The organism is Bradyrhizobium sp. SK17 (genome assembly GCF_002831585.1).
GTDB lineage: Bacteria > Pseudomonadota > Alphaproteobacteria > Rhizobiales > Xanthobacteraceae > Bradyrhizobium.
Window position 1 is genome coordinate 7823292 of sequence record NZ_CP025113.1, and the last position, 18266, is coordinate 7841557.

Genomic DNA, 18266 nt, shown 5'->3' on the forward strand with positions numbered 1-18266 from the left:
CCCTCCTACGACGTCTTGGATGCGCGCTCGCGCATGCAGCCAAGTGCTCGGGGGTCCAATCCGGATGCAACGGACACAAGGACGATATCGTCGAGGCCAATGCCGCTGTGACTGTCCGCCGACAGCGTGATCTTGCCGAGAAGGCCCTGATAGCCCTTCACGTTGTCGAGACCACGCTTGATCGTCTCGACGTCGAAGCTCTTTTCCGCTTCAACCACTGTCTTGATGAGATGAATGAAGTCGTAGTACGGGCTCGCCGCGACGTTCACCTCATAACCCTTCGCTTCGGGGAACTCCGCGACCTTTTTGGCAAAGGTGATCTGACGCGTGCCGGGCTGTTCGGTGTCCGTCCACGAGAAGTTCTTGTAGTAGGTAGCGAACACATGTTTCACGGCTTCCGGCGGCACGAGTTCGAACAGCGACTGGATCATCAAACCGCTGTGGCCTGCGACCGGAGGAAACCACTTAAGTGTCGCCATGGCATTGAAGATCATCGCGGCGTTGGGAGTGTTTGCGATCCAGGCGATGACACCGTCGACGCCTTCCCTTTGCAGATTACGCACATAGGCGGACAGGTCTGGCGAGGTGATCGGATAGACCTGCACGCTGAGTGGGTCCAATCCCAGCTTCTGCAACGCGGTTTTGGTGGCTGCTGTGGCTTGCTCGCCAAATGCCGTGTTTTCTTGAAGAATGCCTATTTTCTTGACACCCAGCGTTTCCACCATGTGGTGGACGCAGACGTCAGCTTGCTGGGTAGTGTTGAAAATAAGTTGATAGTGGTAAGGATATTTTTGAGCATCCCCGGCTTCCGCAGCCGTTGAATAGGAGGCCTGGATCATCCTGGCGGGCGTGGTCGCGGCGATCGAAGCAAGCGCTTGCGAACTGCCTGTCGGACCGATGACGATGCCGATCTCCTGACCGCGCAATTTACGAATGAGTCCGGGCTCCTTAGCTGGGGAGGCCTCGTCGTCCTCTTCGGCGCGGGCAATCGGTCGGCCGAAAATGCCACCAGCCGCGTTGATTTCGTCGACAGCAATTTTCCCGCCCACATAAAGCGGCGCGAACGACGACGTCAGCCTGCCGGTCATGGGCCAGACCCAGCCGATCCTCATCGGCGCCGGTTGCGCAGAAGCCGACGTCCAGCGACCTGCGCCGAAGGCCGCCGTTGCCTGCGCAGCCACTCGCAGCAGCGTCCGACGATTGATTGATCCGTCGCGATTGAGCACGACTCCAGCCCCTATCCTCATGCTGTTCCTCCTGGAAATTGCGGCGGATCCTGCGGCCACGCCGATTACTCTCGAACAAGGCTTGTCGCTGGCCGGGAAGCATCAGGCCTGACGGACCTGATGCTTCGGCCCGCAAGCGAGAGAGCCCCGATATGTTTGGGGTCCGCCCGCCTCAGACATATTTGGCGATGGCCGCCGCGGTGTCGCCGCGATTGCGCAGCCCAGAGCGGACTCTTTCGCTCGACATGTCGTGCGGCGGATGCTTGGCGAGCACCCGCTCGTCGGGCTCCACGCCGAGTCCCGGCTTGTCGCTAGGGATGATGTATCCGCTCTCCCAGCGTACGCCTTCCTTCAGGATATCCGCGGAGAAGCCGCCCCAATCTTCGATTCCTTCCTGAATGAGAAAATTGGGACTGCAGGTCGACACCTGGATGCTCGCTGCGCCCGAGACCGGCCCACAATACATCCATGGCGCAATCTGCGCGTAGTGCGCTTCGGCCATCGCGGCAATCTTGCGCGATTCCAGAATCCCGTTCAGGCCGAGATTGACCTGAATGATCTGGGCGGCTTGGTTCTCCAGCACCTGCTGGAATTCCCATTTGGTCGTCAATCGCTCACCGGTCGCAATCGGTATTGTCGTAGAACTCGCAACACGAGCCATCTCGATCTTGTTCTCAAGCGGCACCGGTTCCTCGAACCACAGCGGTTCGTACGGCTCCATCATCCTGGCGAAACGGATGGCACCGTGAGTGTTTAGCTGCCCATGGGTCCCCATCAGAATGTCCATCCGCATCCCCACAGCGTCGCGAATGCTCTTGAGGACCGCGTCGGTATATTTGAGCTCTGCCAGGCTCACGCTTCGCGGCGCTGGGAAGTACGGGTAGATCGGATCAAACTTGATGGCGGTGAATCCCCGTTCAAGCGCGGCCTGGGCCGCCTCTCCGGCTTTCTCGGGGCTTCGCCGGACTTCCAGCCGTAGAGATAGGAGTAGGAGCGAAGACGATCGTGATAGCGGCCGCCCAGGAGCTTATGCACGGGCTGCTTCGTGACCTTGCCGATGATGTCCCAGCACGCCATCTCGATGGCCGCAAGTGCCTGATCGCCGAGCGTGCCCGCATTGCGAAAGTAGGCCCAGAAGCCGGTATCGTCGCCGCCATGGAGGCGGCCCCACAGGCGTTCGATCTCAAAGGGATCCTGCACTCCGATCAGAAAATGCTCCGCAAGCTCCCGGACGAGCTGCACAATCGTCTTCTCACGAAACGCGAGGCCGTTGAGCTCTCCCCATCCGACAACGCCGTCATCGGTCGTGACTTTGACGAAGCCCCAGTTGATCCCACCTTTGTGAGGCGGCGGTGTTCCAACGAGGAATGTGTCGACAGCGGCGATCTTCATGATGTGTCTTCTCCGGTTGGTAGGGTGGGTTGCGCTCGTAGAGTTCGCTCGACCCAAATTGCGTCAAGTCGCCAGTTAAATGACCACCTCGATGAGGCGCGGTCCCTTCTCGGCGACTGCATCCTTGAGGGCCTTGCTGAATTCATCGGCAGTGGTCACGGTGCGGCCTGGAATGCCCATCCCCTTGGCGAGCGCCAGCCAATCGAGTGAAGGCCGATCGATGTTCAGCATCGCCGTGGCCTTCTGGCCGGGTCTGCCTGCGCCCACGCCGTCGAATTCCCCGTGCAGGATTTGATAGGTGCGGTTCGCGAACACGATCGTGACGACATCGAGACCTTCGCGGGCCTGCGTCCACAGAGATTGCAGCGTGTACATCGCGCTACCATCGCCGACCAAGCAGATGACCTTGCGATCAGGGCATGCCACGGCCGCTCCGGTCGCGACCGGCGTCGAGAAACCGATTGAGCCACCCATATTCTGTAACCAGTCATGCGGCGCCGCAGCGGCTGTCGGCGCAAAGAATCCGCGGCCTGTCGTGACCGACTCATCGACAACGATTGCGTTCTCCGGAATAGCCATAGCGATCGCCTGCGCGATCGACGCGTGCGTGAGCCGCCCGGTTGGCCACGCAATATCCATCGGCTTCTGCGGCTTCGCGTCCTGCGGCTTCGCGCCGACCGCTTCGGCCAAAGCTTCCAACGCGACCAGCGAATTCTCTCCAGCCGAAGTCATACGATGCACTTCGCAGCCCTCGGACTTCAGCAGGCTCGGCTTGTTGGGATAGGCGAAGAAAGCGACGGGATCGTTGGCCTCAACCAGAACGATATGCTTGAAATCCTTTAGGGCCAGGAGCGCCTGCTCGATCACATAGGGGATACGTTCGATGGCGAAACGACCACGGCCACGCGCCATGCGCGGGTTGAAGGTCTGTCCCATGACTTGGCAGCCGGTCTTGCCGGCGATACGCCGGGCCAGTGCCAATCCGTGCTCGGTGAGCGCCTCACCAGTCAGTAGCAACAGCGTGGGTTCGCCTTTCTTGAGCACCTTCGCTGCGGCCTGGACCGCCTGGCTCGAATGATTCGGGCGCAGCGCCTGTTGCGCTACTTGCACAATCCCGTCGGCCTCATTCCACGCAGTATCCGCGGGCAAAATCAGCGTCGCTATCTGCGGCGGTAGGCTCTTGGCAGCAGTGATCGCGGCGGCACCGTCTTTGGCAATCGACTTCGCATCCGGCGAGGTACGTACCCAGCCCGACATCGGCCGCGCCAGCCCCTCGATGTCCGACGTTAGCGGCGCGTCATAGCCGATATGATAGATGGCATGCTGGCCGACGATATTGACGATTCCGGAGTTCGCTTTCTTGGCGTTGTGCAGGTTGGCAAGACCGTTGGCGAGGCCGGGGCCTAGATGCAGCAGTGTCGCGGCAGGCGTGCCCGTCATGCGGAAATAGCCGTCGGCCGCGCCCGTCACTACGCCCTCAAACAGACCGAGCACGCAGCGCATGCCCTCGAACCGATCGAGCGCCGCGACAAAATGCATCTCCGAGGTGCCAGGATTGGCGAAGCAGACATTGATGCCGCCAGCGACAAGGGTCTGCACAAGGCTTTCCGCGCCATTCATCGTCTGTTGCCCTTGCATGTTCTTCTCCGAGGGAAAATTCGTCATTGCTTCGCTTCGCCGTCAGAGCGGCATTTGACGAGAAACGCGTCGACGGCAGCGATCAACATGGTGCGTCTGTTAAGGTGACTTGCGTCGGTCTACGGATTCGAACGAGCGCCACGCCCGGGGTAGCGGCAACCAAGCCACGCCTCGATCACGTGTGGCGCGCTTTACCTTGATACTGCTCGAGCGGTACGCGAATCCGGCAAAGCGTCACGCGGCTCGCCGCGGCCTCCGTTTTCGGGCGGGCGAGCTTTGCCCGATCAGCCTCCGGAGCGATGAAGATCGTCGATCAGGCGACGCGGAGATCCCGAACGTCCGGATCATGATCCTCGATCGTGGCGCGGCGCATGTCGCGTCGATGATTTTCATCGAAGGGACGGCCCCGATGCAGTGTGCAGCGGTTGTCCCAGATCAGCAGATCGCCCTCTTCCCAGCGATGCGTGTAGACAAACTGAGGCTGGGTGGCGTGTTCGATGAGATCATGAATCAGCATGCGCCCTTCGGGAACAGGCCAGCCGATGATGTGCGAGGCATGGGACGCGAGATAGAGCGCCTTGCGTCCGCTTTCTGCGTGTACCCTCACCAGAGCACGATGAACTGGCGGAAGGGCCCGGCGCTCGTCCTCTGAGAAGTCGGTGAAGCCGAGCTTCGCGCGCGATGCGAAGATCGAGTGCTCTGCAACGAGTCCTTCGAGACGCGTCTTCATCGGCTCCGGCAACGTCTCATAGGCCGCGCGAGTGTCTACAAGCTGCGTTTCTCCGCCGATCGGACAAACGGAATGCGCATGCAGAAGGGAGTATTTGGCCGGCAAGCGCTTGAACGAGCTGTCGGTATGCCAAAGCTGGTTGCCGAGACCGAACATTCGACGGCGATCTGATTGCTCGAGCGGTTCGTTGCTCGCGCTCAGGTTCGAAACGTCGGCGAGCTGGCTGCTGATCCGGTCGCGGCTCGACGACGAAAGTACATTGTTGCTGCTCTCGAGTGGGCCGAAGCGCTCCGCGAAAGCGATCTGCTGGGCTTGGGTGAGTTTAGGTCCGCGGAAAAGCAACACAGCCCTTTCATTGAGAGCCTCCTTGATCTCGCCCAAGATCGCATCGTCGACAGACACCGAGAGGTCGACATTGCTGACCTCTGCCACGAAGAGGGGATGCTTCGCCTGAATAGTCAGTGACATGTCGTTTCCACCCATTACTCGTTGCTGTTACCAGCAAGGCTAATGGCGCAGCCGCCGGTGGTGTAGGCTAGAAATTCGGGATTTATCTTCCCGATCTCCGGGAAAAGCCCGGTCGTCCAGCCAGATGATCCAGGAGAAAACTGATGAAGGCCTCGCACTTGGCTGGGAGTTGTCCGCGGCGGTGCAACAGGTAGACAGGTTGTCGATAGGGATGTTGATAACCACGAAAGCGATCGAGGCAGGTCGTAAGCCGCCCCGCAGCCACGTCTCGGGCCGCCATGTGCTCGGGAAGAAACATGAGGCCAAGGCCGTCGATAGCCGCTTGCCGTAGAATGTCGCCGTTGTTGGATTGCACCGGTCCCTTCACCTTCACCGGCAACAGGCGTCGTTTATCTTCGAACATCCACACGGCGGGTTCGGATGCCCGGCGATAGGTCAGGCAATCGTGATGCGCCAAATCGGCCGGTTCGCGCGGCACGCCGGCCCGCTCAAAATAGCTCGCGCTGCCGCAGACCCGCCGCTCATCGGTCGTCAACTGATGGGCGATGATGGATTTGTCGTCCGAATTGCCCAGCGTGATGGCAAGATCGATTCCGTTGCGCGGAGTGATGTCGACTTCGTCGGAGAGTTCGAGCTCGATGGTGATTGCAGGATAGGCATTGCGAAAGGCGGGAAGAATCGGCATGACCTCGTGGAGCGCAAACCACCGCCGACTCAGGATTCTGAGCAGACCCGATGGCGTTGCCTGGAGCTCACGGACCGAAGCCACGGTCTCATCGAGCTGGTTGAGCAAGACGTTCGACCCGGCCAATAGCCGTTGACCGGCTTCAGTCAATGCAAGCGAGCGCGTCGTGCGGTCGACCAGCCTGACGCCGAATTCGGTTTCGAGATCCTGAAGTTTCTTGGAAGCCGCGGTGGTCGAAAGGCCCTTGGCTCGCGCCGCCGCCGAGATGCTACCACAGCGAGCGACGTGACCGAAGAACCTGAGGGCTTCTAAGACATCCATTGAACTACCGTCGTCAGGGAAAGAGCATTTCTTACCGGCTTATAGCCAGCCTCTTACAAGGCGGGGGCATTTGGTCAAGAGAGAGCTAGTCGCGGTTGTCTGTCGCTCGCGAAACCGGGGCATGGCGGCGCTCACGAACCTGCGCACTGGCCGTCAATCTATATGGGGTCGCGACGCCAATCGGCGTCGCAATATCCAAAAGTTACTCATCCGATTGAGGTCTGGACCTCGTGCAGATTTACATCATGAATGGGGCCAGACGTTTTCTAGGCAACGGGGAGCGACAAAATCAAGATCGAGGCAGTACCTCCACGAAGCTCCCAGGAAGCTTCGGAATCAAAGTGAACGGCCGAGCCGAGAAACAGTGGGGGGTTCATCGCAAACGTTCTAGTTATCTGCCCCTGTCGCTTGTAAATTAAGTACGATGCCACGAAACCGCACAGGCCGCTGAAAGCGAACCAAAGACTCGGCGCAGCCTTCGCTTCGATGATCGTGCTGCTCTCGAAGACATGAACGAGCGTCGTCGCAATCAGCGGTGTCATGCCGCCAAACAGGGCTGTCGCAAGCGAATAAGTCAGTGAAAAGCCGGAGACGCGCACCGCTTTTGGGACCACTTCGGTCAGCGCGACGGTCATTGCACCGTTGTAGCCGCCATAAAGGAACGAGAACCACAAAAGGGCGATGAGTGTGTTGCCGAAAGACGTATGATGGGCGAGCCAGAACAAAACCGGATAACCCGTGATCAGTGCCAGCGCAGAAAATATCAGCAGCAGCGGCAAACGTCCAACCTTGTCGGAGATTGCACCCATCACCGGCAGCCAGGAAAAGTTGGAGAGCGCGACGCAGACGGTGATGATCAAAGCGTCCGTGTCCGTCAGCTTCAGCACTTCTCTAGCGTATGTCGGTGTGTACGTCGTGATTGTATAGAAAGATGTCGTTGTCATCGATACCATCAGCACGCCAAGAAGAATAATCTGCCAGTTGGCGACAAGCGAAGCCACGATTTGCTCCGTCGTCGGATGCTCCTTACGCCGCGCGAACTCCGGTGTTTCCTGTAATGAGCGGCGGATCAGAAACAGAAACGGAATGACGGTGCAGCCGACGAAGAAGGGTAGACGCCACCAGAAATCGTCGACCGCCGCCTTGTCGAAGGCGAGCCGCACCAGAAAGCCGAGCCCTGCGGCCATTACGACGGCAAGCTGCTGGCTGGCCGCCTGCCAGGCGACATAAAAGCCCTTACGGCCGGGCGTCGCTATTTCGGCGAGATAGACCGAGACACCGCCCAATTCGACGCCAGCCGAAAAGCCTTGCAACAACCGTCCGATCAGTACCAGCAGTGGCGCCAACAGACCGATGGCGGCGTATCCCGGCGAGAATGCGACAATCGCTGTGCCAATGCCCATGATGCCGAGCGTGACGATGAGCCCCTGGCGGCGGCCCTTCTTGTCGACGTAGGCGCCGAGAAAAATCGCGCCGAGCGGCCGCATGAAAAAGCTAATCGCGAAACTCGCGAAACTGAGCATGAGTGAAGCATATTGGCTATCGGTCGGAAAAAAGGTTTGTCCGATATTTTTGGCAAATACGCCCGCCAGAAAGAAATCGTACATTTCCAGAAAGTTGCCGCTCGTCACCCGCAAGACGGCAGGTGCATTTGACGACCCCTTCTGAGCTGGCCGGTGTTCCATTCAGATCCTCCCAAAGACGGCTTTGTTCGCAACATTGTTTCTTTTTCTAATAAAGGACAATTTTGGTTTGGTCAAACGCTCTGAACTGAAAATCTCGTTTCGGGTGTCAATAGACTGCAAGACCTCCCGGAAACCTACGTATGATGAGGCAGTAAGCGGTAGCCCGCGCCCATCGCATGGTGTTGAACATTGGTGATGTTGGCCTGACCGCGTCGGCCGGCGTGGCTGGCTGCTGACGAGCTGTCCAAGCGCCGCAGGAGCCGAACCCCCTCGAAGCCGCGACAGGGCCGCGAAGCCCGTGAACAGCGCGCCGCGCCCTGGCGGAGTTTTAAGCCCCAACCACCTTCGGCATCGCTCGCTTTACCCGGAAACGACCGCTTTCGATGCCACGGCCGGATGTGTTTCAAAATCCGCCTGCGGTAAAGCCCTTGTCTGCGGCCTACGGCGACATCGTCACGTCGAAGCGAGCAGCGCGAGCTTGGCTTGCCGCGCGTCATGAAGGTGAAAAGCAAGGCTCGTCGCTGCGCGCTCCACCTTGCCGTCGATCAGCAGATTCAGGAACTCGATGTGCTCTCGGCACATCCTAGTGGCGCGCTCGGTGTCCACCGATACCTTGTATTCGATCAATCGCCGAAGATGATTGTGATGAGCGATAATCTGGATGAGAAAACGATTGTTCGACATCCGCGCGAGCTGTTCGTGCAGCTCGGCATTTGCCTCGAAGACCTCCGAAGTGTTCTTATGACCCTTCAGAATGGCCAGTTGGCGCTCCAGCAAGCGATGAAGAACCATGGGCTCCGGCTGGAAAAACTCCGAGCGTAGCCCCGCGGGTTCGAGCGCCTCGCGGATTTCGAAGCTTTCCGCATAAGCCCGTGCCGAATCTATGAGCGGCAGGAAGAGCCAGCCATTGCCCGCGCGACGCTCGATCCAGCCTTCCTGGGCTATCCGATCCAACACGCGTCGAAGGCGGCTTCGCGTAAGCCCGAAACGCGACATGAGCTCCGTTTCACTGATGACGTCGGGAAGCTCCCCGGCCATCCTCTCCTGCGCAATCTTCTGATAGACGGCCTCGTTATCGACGGAATTGAGCGATTGAAGAGCGTCTTGCAGAGCTGCATCGTCCTTCAAAAGCGTGTAGCCTCGATTTTTATCGAAGCGCATGACGCCGAGCTGGTTCAAATGTTTGAGCGCTCCGCGGACAGGCGCTCGCGACGTTCCGCAAAGATTTTGCGCCCAGAGTTCCGTTATGTGCCCGCTGGCCGGAAAGCTGTTGGCAAGTGCATGTCTTAGAATCTGTTGCGCCACTCTGGCTTGCAGCGCGCTTATTTCAGCCATGCTCCGCTCGTTGTATTGCGGCTCGTCTCTACCGCGCTGCGCGACGTATGACGTGCGCGCGGGACCGTTGCCACCCAGTCCTACTGAAGATAGCCTATCAGGCTCAAGCAATTGTTGCACCTGAAATGCCGTATTTTTCCAGCAGGCCCACAAGAGCCCCGCTCTCTCGTATTCTTCGCAGGAAGTCATTGAGGAGAGGTGCCGCTCCCATGCGGCTGACTGGAACGCCCATCGCCTGCTGGATGACCATGAAGCGTTCCGGCAGCAGGCGCAGGCCCGGACGGCGTGCTTGGTCGGCTTCTAGCTGTTGGCGAATGCCGGCCGCAACTTCCAGCCCATTTTCGAGAAAGTGGTCCACCACACCGGGAGAGGTCGGCACACGTTCAAGCTGCGCCCTTTCAAGCGTGCGCGAGAGAAACAGATCGTAAGCGCTCCCCTTTCCGACCGCGATGCGCACGCCCGGCTGATCCACCGCGGCATTGTCGGCTACGGGGGAATCCCTGCGCACGAGATACCAACCCTCGATCAGCAGATAGGGTTTGGTGAAAGCGATCCCTGCACCACGCGCTGGATCGATTGCGAAAAAGCCGAGATCGGCCTCCCCGGAGCTTACGACCGCCACGGATTGCGCCGCCGTGTCGACGGCATAAAGATCGATCTCCAGTTCGCGCTGCCTGGCCAATTCGCGGGCAAGGTCAACGGAAATGCCCTCAGGCACTCTCGAGGAGCCGCGCCAGGCAAGGATGGGGTTGCCGAGATTGATCGCCACCCGCAACCGGCCGGTCGGCGCGAGCATGCGCTCTTGTGGATCGCCAATCATGGGTTCATCCATCAGCCAGCGTCGTGAAGCATGGTGGAAGGGACATAGACAACTCCGTCCATCAGGCGGCGCGCGCTGCGGCTCATCATGACCTTGGCGACGTGCCATGTGCCGTTGCGCTCCTCGACGACTGCGCCAGTTGGCAGCGTGCCGGCGGGATGGCCGATCCGCACGCGTGGTTGCGCCGCGGCGAACAGCCGGCTTACGATGGTGCCGGGAATTGCGGCCGCACCTGCCACGGCGACGGCGCCCGTGCCCGTGATCGCGTGGTGCAGTTTGCCCATCGACATGATACGTACCGTCAGGTCGATGGCGGCGGCGTCGACTGCTCGCCCGTCCGAACTGACGTAGGAGCGCGGCGGTGCGACGAAAGCAATCTTCGGAGTATGCGGTCGTTGCGCCGTCGCTGCGGCGCGGCTTTCGGTAAGGCCCATGCGCACGGCGCCCTCCGCCCGCAGATATTCCAGCACTTCGAGTAGTGCCGGATTGCCGTTCACCTCGCTCGGCATTTCTGCGCCGTCGAGCTTCAGAGCCGCAGCATCGACGAAGATCGTTGGATTGCCGAGGTTGATCAGTGTGGCCTCGACCAGGCCAAAGCCGGGAACGTCAATGGTCTCGATGCACCTGCCCGTAGGGAAGGTGCCCCCGATGCTTCCCTCCGCTTCCGCGCCGGGATCGAGGAACTCCAGTTCCACTTCCGCGGCCGGGAATCCTACGCCGTCGAGCCTGAATGCGCCGAGTTCGACTACCACTCCGCCCGCCATGGGGACATGCGCAACGATGCGCTTGCCAATATTAGCTTGCCAGATGCGCACCGGCGCACGGCCATCTGCCGGCGCCGTCACCATGCCGCGCGTGATAGCGAAGGGGCCGACGGCGGAGGTGAGATTGCCGCAATTGCCGCTCCAGTCGATGACGCTGTCCTTGATCGGCACGGCCCCGAAAAGATAGTCCACATCGCAATCTGGCCGACTGCTCGGGGAGATGAGCACGACCTTGCTTGTGCTGGAGGTAGCGCCGCCCATGCCGTCGATCTGCGTGCCATAGGGGTCGGGGCTGCCGATGACGCGCATCAGGACGTGGTCGCGCCTTGCTGGATCGTCGCGGACTGCAGCAGGCAGATCCGAAACGGCGAAGAAGATGCCTTTGCTCGTGCCGCCGCGCATATAGGTGGCCCGGATGGTCGTCTGAGTGGTGTCATTCATGATATCTCATTCCTCTTCCCGTGCCGTCAGAGCGACGTTATCGGAGAGCGCAAATGCTCTACGATGCCGGCCGCGGTGGTCGTTTGCTGCATGAGCCCGTCGATGAAGGCATTGCTGGGCATTTCATCCAGTGCTCGCGGAGTCGGTGGAAGAGCGGCCAGCCACTCGGCGACCTGTGCAAGAGACGTGCGCACAACATAGCTGCCGCCCTCGCGGGCTCGCCGACCGAGCGCGACGAGCGCTCCGTAGGCCAGCAGGAATCCGGACAGGTAATCGATCGGCGAAGTCGGCAGCAGCGCGGGCACACCTTGTCCCTGTTCCAGCGCCAGTCCCGCTGCCGCCTGCAGCACGCTGTCGAAGCCGCGCCGCCCGTCCGCTTCCCCGTAGGCGGAGAGAGACACATAAATGAGGCCACGTCGCCGCAGGGCCAAAGCTTCGGCAGAAAGGCCGTAACGGGCCACCGCGCCGGGCCGATAGGCCTGGAGAAAGACGTCGGCCACCTCGATGTCGGCAAGCAGCTGCTCGCGATCCGCCGGTGCGTCGAGGTCGAGCGTCACCTGTCGCTTCAGCCGGTTTGCATCGAGCTCATAGGCTGGAAGATCGCCAAGACGCGGATTGTTAACGCGCAGGACCGATGCGCCACCTTCGGCAAGAACACGGCCGCACGTTGGGCCGGCAAGCACTCGCGTGAAATCGACGACGCGCAATTCTGCGAGCGCCCGGCTCTTCCGGCTATGCGGCTCGCTGTCGGCAATCTTGTCGATCGTCACCAACGGCCGGCTCGAAAGCGCAGCGAAGGACGAGCTCGCCCGCCAAGCCATCCGGTCGCGCGTGATTGTGGCGCAGGCGCCGGCAGCGTTCAACCGCTCGTCCAGTTGATCCGACGGCCAGACAGCAACTGCTCTGCCGATCGCCGCGCGGTCGGGGTCGCGAAGCCCGAGGGTCGCGAACGCGCGAGCGCGATGATGGGGGAAATTGAGATGCAGGAAGACCGGTTGTCCGTCCGCTGCGGCATAGAAACCGGTCAGTACATCGCGTGGGCTCGCCGTCGGGGCGCCGTTGAGCCTGACATAGCGGAAGCTCGACGTGCTTGCGGCCGCTACGGCAAGATCGACCGCGAAGGGGAGCGTCCGACCCTCCAAGCTGTCGGCGGCGAGGCGTATTGCGGCGACGGCTGCAGCCATAGTCGCGCCCAATCGAAACGGAGTCGGGTAGATGTCGCCCGCGCCAACAAAGGTCGCGCGGCCCGCCAGCGCGGCGGAGAGCCCACCAAGCTCCAGCAAATTCACCAGCAAGGCCTTCGCGAGTCTTGCTTCGTCCGCTACCACGGCTTTGTTCATCGCTGCCATGCCCGCTAAGCCGCACGCAGCCGCAGGAAGCCGCACCGGATGAATGTCCCATGCCCACCGCCTGCGCCGGATACTTTGAGCAACTGGATATTTTTCGAGCGGCGCTCGTCGATCGTCGCATTCTGCGGGCGCATCCCGTCTGCTCGGGTTCCGCCGCCCGGTGAGGCCGGCCCCGTCACATGGGGTCTGCCGGAGCAGACACCCGCCGTCGTTGCTCCAAGCAAGGCCACCAAGGCTGCCGTGGCCAGCTTCATGCCCATTCTTCCTAAAATGGCGGCGTCGCCCATCATTGTCTTTGTTAATAATAAAGAACATTGTGACTTTAGTCAAACACTCCTCGTCAGAAATCCGAAACGGTATTTCGGGCGGGCGCATCGCGGAAGCGGACGACATGCATCTTCAGGACTCCGGACGCAGCACGATCCGGTCGCGCGACGACCCGACCACGGCGTGATAGGCTTGCTTCGCCTGACCGAGCGGAAAGATCGCGCTGTCGTGGATCGGAAACGGCTTGAGGGCCCCGTCGGCGAATCCGGCAATCACGCTCCGAAGCATGTCCGCACTCTCGATGGACGACAGCGCGAGGGTGTCCACGCCGACATATCGGTGCCTTCCGCGATAGAAGGCCAGGATGTCGAACTCAACCACCTTGCGAACGGCGGCGATCAGGATCTGACAGCCCTCCTTCGCAAGCGACTTGTTGGCATCCTCGAAATACGGATCGCCGACCGTATTGAACACGATCCCGGCGCCCTTCCCGTCGGTCAGCTCAAGGACGCGCGTGGACACGTCGACGGCGCTGGAATCGATGATTTCGATCGGCGCGACGGCATGCCCCGCATAGCCCTCGTCCTTGCGGACGACGCCGATGACTCTGGCGCCCCGCCATGTCGCGATCTGCGCAGCAGCCTGGCCCACCTTGCCGTTGACGCCCATGATCAGCACATGGTCGCCTGGACCGGGCATTCCGCTGCGGCGAAATCCCTCCAGCGCCGTCACGAACGGCACCCCGATGGCCGCGGCCTCCTCCATCGAGATGCAAGATGGCTTTTCCACCAGCGCCGCCGTCTCGACGACGAGGTGCGAGGCATGGGTGCCGTCCCGCCGGATGCCGAGATCGCCGGACGTCCCGAAAACCGGCTTTCCGATCCAATCCGATGGCCCCTCGACGACGAGACCGGCGAAGTCGCGCCCAGGCGTCCGCGGAAAGACCGCATAGGGCATCAGGCCGGTGGCCGCCTTGACGTCGGAAGGATTGACGCCGGCCGCCTTGATTTGAACGACGACCTCGTGCTCCGCGCGTACCAGGGACCGCCGCTCCAGTTGCGGCGCGAGCGTGGAGATGTCCGCGGCCTTGGCGTGAAAACGAAGGCAACTGGCCTCGACGTCGGCGCTGCTGCGCGGGTCATCCGTGGTCGGCATCATTGCTGTTTTCCTGTCAGGGGTTTGCAGGCGCTGCGGACGTCAGCCCGACGATGCGCCGGGCCTCTTCGAAGGTCGCGATCTCTCCGCCCAGATCCTCGACGATCCGTCGGGCTTTCGTGACCATCTCCGCGTTGCTCTCGGCAAATCGTCCGTGCGACAGGTACACGGCGTCCTCGAGGCCGACGCGCACATGGCCGCCGGCAAGATAGGATTGGGCAACCGAAGGGAACGAGGCCCTGCCGATCCCGACGGCCGTGAATTGCGCATCGGCAGGCAGCAGACCACGGGCATAGAGCACGGTGTCGGGGCCAGGCTGAAAGCCGTACCGGACACCCATGACGACGGAGCAGAGCACCGGCCCCTGCAATGTTCCGTCCCTCAGGAGATCATGCATCAGCGCCACGTCACCGGAATCGAACAGCTCGATCTCCGGCTTCACGCCGGCATCCGAAATGACCTTCGCCATGCGCCGGACGTTCGCCGGGGTGTTGATGACGACCTGCCCGCCGGAATTCATGGTGTTCAGGTCGAGGGTGCAGATTTCCGGGCGCAGTGCCGCGATGTGCTCCACGCGCTTTTCCGGCACCATCAGCGTGGTGCCCTCGGCTGCGATCTTCGGGTCGTCCACCGACGGCACGAAACGGCCGCCCGGTCCGGTCGTGAGGTTGAGGATCAACGCCGGATTATGGGAGCGGATGCGCTCGACCACCTCCTGATAGTATTCCAGCGCCATCGACGGCCGCAGGGTCTTGGGATCGCGCACATGGATGTGCACGATGGCGGCGCCGGCGTCGGCCGCGCCAAGGCAGGCATCCGCGATCTGCAACGGGGTGATCGGCAGGAAGGGCGTCTGTTCCGGCGTCGTGAGATTGCCGGTGACGGCACAGGTGATAATCACCTTCTGCTGGGGACTTCTCATGACGGGGCTCCTCACAACGACCTGCCGCCATCGACGACAATGGTGATTCCGGTCGCAAATTTGAGATGAGTGGCGCAAGCGAGGATGGCGGATGCGATATCCTCCGCCGTCGCTATTCGCTTCAAGGGCGTCGTCTCGGAGGTCTTCGCGTTGAAATCCGCGCTCCGTCCCGGAACGAAGCCGGTGTCGACCACCCCGGGGGCGACCGCAAGGACGCGGACAGCGGGCGCGAGCACCCGCGCGAGCGATTTGGTCATCACGTCGATCCCGGCTTTTGCCGCACAATAGGCGATGGAGGAGCCGACACCGTTGCTGCCGGCGATCGACGAGATCGAAACGACGAGACCATCGCCCGACGCCTTCAACAACGGCGCCAAACTTCGGATCGTTGCGAACTGTCCGCGCCAATTCACCGCGAACATCCGATCGATCAGCTCGTCGTCGAGCGCGTCGAGATCGGCATGAGGGATCGCTTTCGTGAAGCCGGCGGCATTCACCAGCACGTCCAGCCGTCCGAACCGCCGCTCTATCTCATCGCGCAGCGCCACCAGCGTCGAGGTTTGCGCCACGTCGGCTGGGAATGTCGCATGACCTGCGCCGGCGAGCGACGCCAATGTCGCGGTCGCAGCAGCCGCCTCGTTCGAGGCGTCACGGTAGGTGATCAGGACTGTGGCACCCTGGGCCGCGAATTGACGCGCGACCTCGGCTCCGATGCTGCCGGCGCCGCCGACGACGAGAACGACCTTGCCATTCATGATGATGTCCTCCCTGACGAGATCACTTGATCGGCGGTGTCGGCAGAACGGCTTCGCCGGGCTCCATCACGAACCGGTAGTTCAGCGTGTACCAGGGAGCCACCACTGCACTCGCAGGCGGCTCGCCGGAGTCATGCCGGCGGTAATCGCCGATCAGCGCTCGCGTGACGCCGAAGACGACGTCGCTTTCGAGATACTTGTCGTCGTCGACGAATATCTGAGTGATGAGCGTCTTGAACCCCGGCTTGAAACCAAGGAAATGGATATGTGCCGGCCTGTACGGATGGCGTTTCTGCACCCGCAGCATGTCTCCCACCGGACCATGCGTCGGGACCGGATAGCCCGCGGGCTTCACCGACCTGAAGCCGAAGCGGCCATCTGCGTCGGTCGTGAACTTGCCACGCAGGTTCATGTCGGCCTGAGTATCGTCCTGGTTCTCATAGAGCCCCACCGGCGAAGACTGCCAGACGTCGACTTCGACATCCGCGATGGGTCGCCCGTCGGGATCGACGACCTGGCACGACGTGAACAATTCGGCGCCAGCGGTGGGTGAACGAACGATCGATCCGCCGTTGGCCGTGCGGGGCGAATTCGCTCGCCAGAACGGCCCGAGGAGCGCGGCGGCCGTCTCGGTCGAGCCGGCGTTGCCGTTGTTCAGCATGCACACCAACGTTGAAAAGCCGATCGCGTCGGAGAACAGGACGGCCTCGTTGTGGGCATCGTTCGTGGCCTGGCCGATCCGATTGAGGAAATCGAGACCGTATTCGAATTCGCGTTCCGTCAGCTTCACTTCGCGGGCGAAAGCGTGGAGGTGCTTGACCAGGGCACCGGCCAGCTCGCGAAGCCTGACATCGTCGGCGCCTTGCATGGCGCGCAGCACGACCGGGGTGGCATCGTCGGCGCTTTCAATGATCCCGCCGGCGGATTGGCTCCCAAGAGCATCCATCGTCCATTCCTCCGTTTCCTGTTCCCTCGCGATCCCGAGACCGAGGACGGCCATTGGCTCCCGTGTTCCGGATCGGCTGCGAATGGGCACCGCCAGCGCATCATCGATGGTCAAGCACACGCGGATTATTATTTGAGCGACGCGGCCCGAATTAAAGCCATCAAACCGGAAGCCATCTTTGCATTCGGCGCAAACAAGGGTTCTCAAGCCGCGCTCTTGATCGGAGCCGGTCCGTGCCACGCCTCGCTGTTTGGAGATCACTTCAGGCTAGCCGCATGTCGCAGCGGCGCCCGGTCCCGATTGCTGCGCGCTACTCGGCCGCGCTTTCCTTCAGGACTTCCCTCATCGCCTTCAGCATGTAGTCGACGAACAGACGGATCCGCGGCGGAACCGGCTTGCTCGGCGCGAACACCGCATAGAGTTCGACCGACGAGCACTGATAGTCTGCCAGCATTTCGACGAGTTGCCTGCCAGCGATATCGTCGGCCACGTCCCAATAAGCCTCCCACGATACGCCTTCGCCCGACAGCGCCCAGGAACGCAGAACCGTCCCGTCGCCGCTGGACAGATTGCCGGCAACGTCGATGTCGAAGATCTCGTCGTCTTTCTTGAATCTCCATCGATCGATCAGTCGATGCCGGCGCGCAAGACGCAGGCAATTATGCGCGCGCAGGTCCTCGGGCGAATTGGGCACTCCCCTGCGGCCGACATAGGACGGCGATGCGCAGACGACCTGCCGCGTCGACGCGATCTTTCGGGCGATCATCGTCGGGTCGCTGGGCAGGCCGAAGCGGAATACGAGATCGCAATTGTCGGTTTCGTTCTCCAGACCGATATCCGAAAGCAACAGGTGCGCGTCGAGCCCGGGGTGTTGAGCCGTGAACGTCGACAGATGAGGGGCGATGTACCTTCGGCCGAAATCAGCCGGTGCCCCGATTCTCAGCAATCCCCGCGCAGCTCCGCCACGCGAAGCGACCTCGGCTTCCACGTCACGGATCTGATCGAGGATGGAACGGCATCGCTCATAGAGCAGAAGACCTTCGTCGGTGAGACGGAAACGGCGGGAGCTCCTTTCGGCAAGACGAACCCCCAACCTTTCTTCCATCGCAGACAATCGCCGACTGACGGCCGCTGGAGAGGATTGCAGTGCAAGCGCCGCAGCGGATATTCCCCCACTGTCGACGATGGCCCGAAAGAGCGCGAACTCGGAAGCCTCGTCCAATTCTTCCCCCTATTGTTCTTAAATCTCGCGCCGAAGCATACAACAGGGATGGGACTGAGATAGTCCTGAAAATTCCGGGCATCCATTTGAAAGATTGATACTTTCCAGGCGCCCGCGCGAGATCCGGCCACTCATTTCCGCTGAC

17 protein-coding genes are annotated in these 18266 nt (G+C 61.4%); all 17 read right to left on the reverse strand.

Annotated features, from left to right (window positions below):
* Positions 1-5 precede the first annotated feature (5 nt).
* The 17 genes from CWS35_RS36320 to CWS35_RS36390 all read right to left on the reverse strand — a co-directional run bounded on the left by CWS35_RS36320 (position 6) and on the right by CWS35_RS36390 (position 18121).
* Complete coding sequence (locus CWS35_RS36320) at positions 6-1226, reverse strand: ABC transporter substrate-binding protein (protein ID WP_157817340.1); 1221 nt, start codon at positions 1224-1226, stop codon at positions 6-8.
* Between the two features lie 172 nt (positions 1227-1398).
* Positions 1399-2127 (reverse strand): mandelate racemase/muconate lactonizing enzyme family protein, encoded by a 729-nt coding sequence (locus CWS35_RS40250; protein ID WP_371682883.1) that lies wholly within the window; start codon positions 2125-2127, stop codon positions 1399-1401.
* The gene (locus CWS35_RS40255; RefSeq protein ID WP_245438799.1) at positions 2079-2618 is read right to left on the reverse strand and encodes a hypothetical protein; all 540 of its coding nucleotides are present in this window, start codon (positions 2616-2618) and stop codon (positions 2079-2081) included. Before CWS35_RS40255 ends, CWS35_RS40250 begins: the two co-directional genes overlap by 49 nt.
* A gap of 75 nt (positions 2619-2693) precedes the next feature.
* Positions 2694-4238 (reverse strand): acetolactate synthase large subunit, encoded by a 1545-nt coding sequence (locus tag CWS35_RS36330; protein ID WP_100956961.1) that lies wholly within the window; start codon positions 4236-4238, stop codon positions 2694-2696.
* Positions 4239-4569: 331 nt separating this feature from the next.
* Complete coding sequence (locus tag CWS35_RS36335) at positions 4570-5454, reverse strand: TauD/TfdA family dioxygenase (protein WP_157817341.1); 885 nt, start codon at positions 5452-5454, stop codon at positions 4570-4572.
* 82 nt (positions 5455-5536) lie between these two features.
* The gene (locus CWS35_RS36340) at positions 5537-6460 is read right to left on the reverse strand and encodes a LysR family transcriptional regulator (RefSeq protein WP_100955824.1); all 924 of its coding nucleotides are present in this window, start codon (positions 6458-6460) and stop codon (positions 5537-5539) included.
* A 266-nt stretch (positions 6461-6726) separates the two neighbouring features.
* A complete protein-coding gene (locus tag CWS35_RS36345; protein WP_100955825.1) occupies positions 6727-8145 on the reverse strand; it encodes an MFS transporter in 1419 nt (472 codons plus the stop codon).
* Between the two features lie 453 nt (positions 8146-8598).
* Positions 8599-9480 (reverse strand): FCD domain-containing protein, encoded by an 882-nt coding sequence (locus CWS35_RS36350; protein ID WP_168226425.1) that lies wholly within the window; start codon positions 9478-9480, stop codon positions 8599-8601.
* A 103-nt stretch (positions 9481-9583) separates the two neighbouring features.
* Complete coding sequence (locus tag CWS35_RS36355) at positions 9584-10312, reverse strand: ABC transporter substrate-binding protein (protein ID WP_210202752.1); 729 nt, start codon at positions 10310-10312, stop codon at positions 9584-9586.
* Positions 10312-11505: a 2-methylaconitate cis-trans isomerase PrpF gene (gene prpF, locus CWS35_RS36360; protein WP_100955827.1), complete on the reverse strand. Its 1194-nt coding sequence runs from the start codon at positions 11503-11505 to the stop codon at positions 10312-10314. The genes CWS35_RS36355 and prpF overlap by 1 nt, the downstream gene beginning before the upstream one ends.
* Before the next feature lie 26 nt (positions 11506-11531).
* A complete protein-coding gene (locus tag CWS35_RS36365) occupies positions 11532-12845 on the reverse strand; it encodes a CoA transferase (RefSeq protein WP_157817342.1) in 1314 nt (437 codons plus the stop codon).
* Positions 12846-12859: 14 nt separating this feature from the next.
* The gene (locus CWS35_RS39330; RefSeq protein WP_157817343.1) at positions 12860-13108 is read right to left on the reverse strand and encodes a hypothetical protein; all 249 of its coding nucleotides are present in this window, start codon (positions 13106-13108) and stop codon (positions 12860-12862) included.
* Between the two features lie 145 nt (positions 13109-13253).
* The gene (locus tag CWS35_RS36370) at positions 13254-14276 is read right to left on the reverse strand and encodes a zinc-binding alcohol dehydrogenase family protein (RefSeq protein ID WP_100956966.1); all 1023 of its coding nucleotides are present in this window, start codon (positions 14274-14276) and stop codon (positions 13254-13256) included.
* Positions 14277-14292: 16 nt separating this feature from the next.
* The gene (locus tag CWS35_RS36375) at positions 14293-15198 is read right to left on the reverse strand and encodes a 3-keto-5-aminohexanoate cleavage protein (RefSeq protein WP_100955829.1); all 906 of its coding nucleotides are present in this window, start codon (positions 15196-15198) and stop codon (positions 14293-14295) included.
* Between the two features lie 11 nt (positions 15199-15209).
* Complete coding sequence (locus tag CWS35_RS36380; protein WP_100955830.1) at positions 15210-15953, reverse strand: SDR family NAD(P)-dependent oxidoreductase; 744 nt, start codon at positions 15951-15953, stop codon at positions 15210-15212.
* A 22-nt stretch (positions 15954-15975) separates the two neighbouring features.
* Entirely contained in the window at positions 15976-16899 is a 924-nt protein-coding gene (locus CWS35_RS36385; protein ID WP_100956968.1) for a dioxygenase, read from the reverse strand.
* Positions 16900-17209: 310 nt separating this feature from the next.
* Positions 17210-18121 carry a LysR family transcriptional regulator gene (locus CWS35_RS36390; protein WP_100955831.1) on the reverse strand — a complete coding sequence of 304 codons (912 nt, stop codon included), beginning with the start codon at positions 18119-18121 and terminating at the stop codon, positions 17210-17212.
* Positions 18122-18266 lie beyond the last annotated feature (145 nt).

Excerpts from the sequence above, each read along its gene's own strand:
- CWS35_RS40255 (WP_245438799.1), bottom strand. The coding sequence starts at position 2,618 with ATGAAGATCGCCGCTGTCGACACATTCCTCGTTGGAACACCGCCGCCT.
- CWS35_RS36330 (WP_100956961.1), bottom strand. The coding sequence starts at position 4,238 with ATGAATGGCGCGGAAAGCCTTGTGCAGACCCTTGTCGCTGGCGGCATC.
- CWS35_RS36335 (WP_157817341.1), bottom strand. The coding sequence starts at position 5,454 with ATGTCACTGACTATTCAGGCGAAGCATCCCCTCTTCGTGGCAGAGGTC.
- CWS35_RS36340 (WP_100955824.1), bottom strand. The coding sequence starts at position 6,460 with ATGGATGTCTTAGAAGCCCTCAGGTTCTTCGGTCACGTCGCTCGCTGT.
- CWS35_RS36345 (WP_100955825.1), bottom strand. The coding sequence starts at position 8,145 with ATGGAACACCGGCCAGCTCAGAAGGGGTCGTCAAATGCACCTGCCGTC.
- CWS35_RS36350 (WP_168226425.1), bottom strand. The coding sequence starts at position 9,480 with ATGGCTGAAATAAGCGCGCTGCAAGCCAGAGTGGCGCAACAGATTCTA.
- CWS35_RS36355 (WP_210202752.1), bottom strand. The coding sequence starts at position 10,312 with ATGGATGAACCCATGATTGGCGATCCACAAGAGCGCATGCTCGCGCCG.
- prpF (WP_100955827.1), bottom strand. The coding sequence starts at position 11,505 with ATGAATGACACCACTCAGACGACCATCCGGGCCACCTATATGCGCGGC.
- CWS35_RS36365 (WP_157817342.1), bottom strand. The coding sequence starts at position 12,845 with ATGAACAAAGCCGTGGTAGCGGACGAAGCAAGACTCGCGAAGGCCTTG.
- CWS35_RS39330 (WP_157817343.1), bottom strand. The coding sequence starts at position 13,108 with ATGAAGCTGGCCACGGCAGCCTTGGTGGCCTTGCTTGGAGCAACGACG.
- CWS35_RS36370 (WP_100956966.1), bottom strand. The coding sequence starts at position 14,276 with ATGCCGACCACGGATGACCCGCGCAGCAGCGCCGACGTCGAGGCCAGT.
- CWS35_RS36375 (WP_100955829.1), bottom strand. The coding sequence starts at position 15,198 with ATGAGAAGTCCCCAGCAGAAGGTGATTATCACCTGTGCCGTCACCGGC.
- CWS35_RS36380 (WP_100955830.1), bottom strand. The coding sequence starts at position 15,953 with ATGAATGGCAAGGTCGTTCTCGTCGTCGGCGGCGCCGGCAGCATCGGA.
- CWS35_RS36385 (WP_100956968.1), bottom strand. The coding sequence starts at position 16,899 with ATGGATGCTCTTGGGAGCCAATCCGCCGGCGGGATCATTGAAAGCGCC.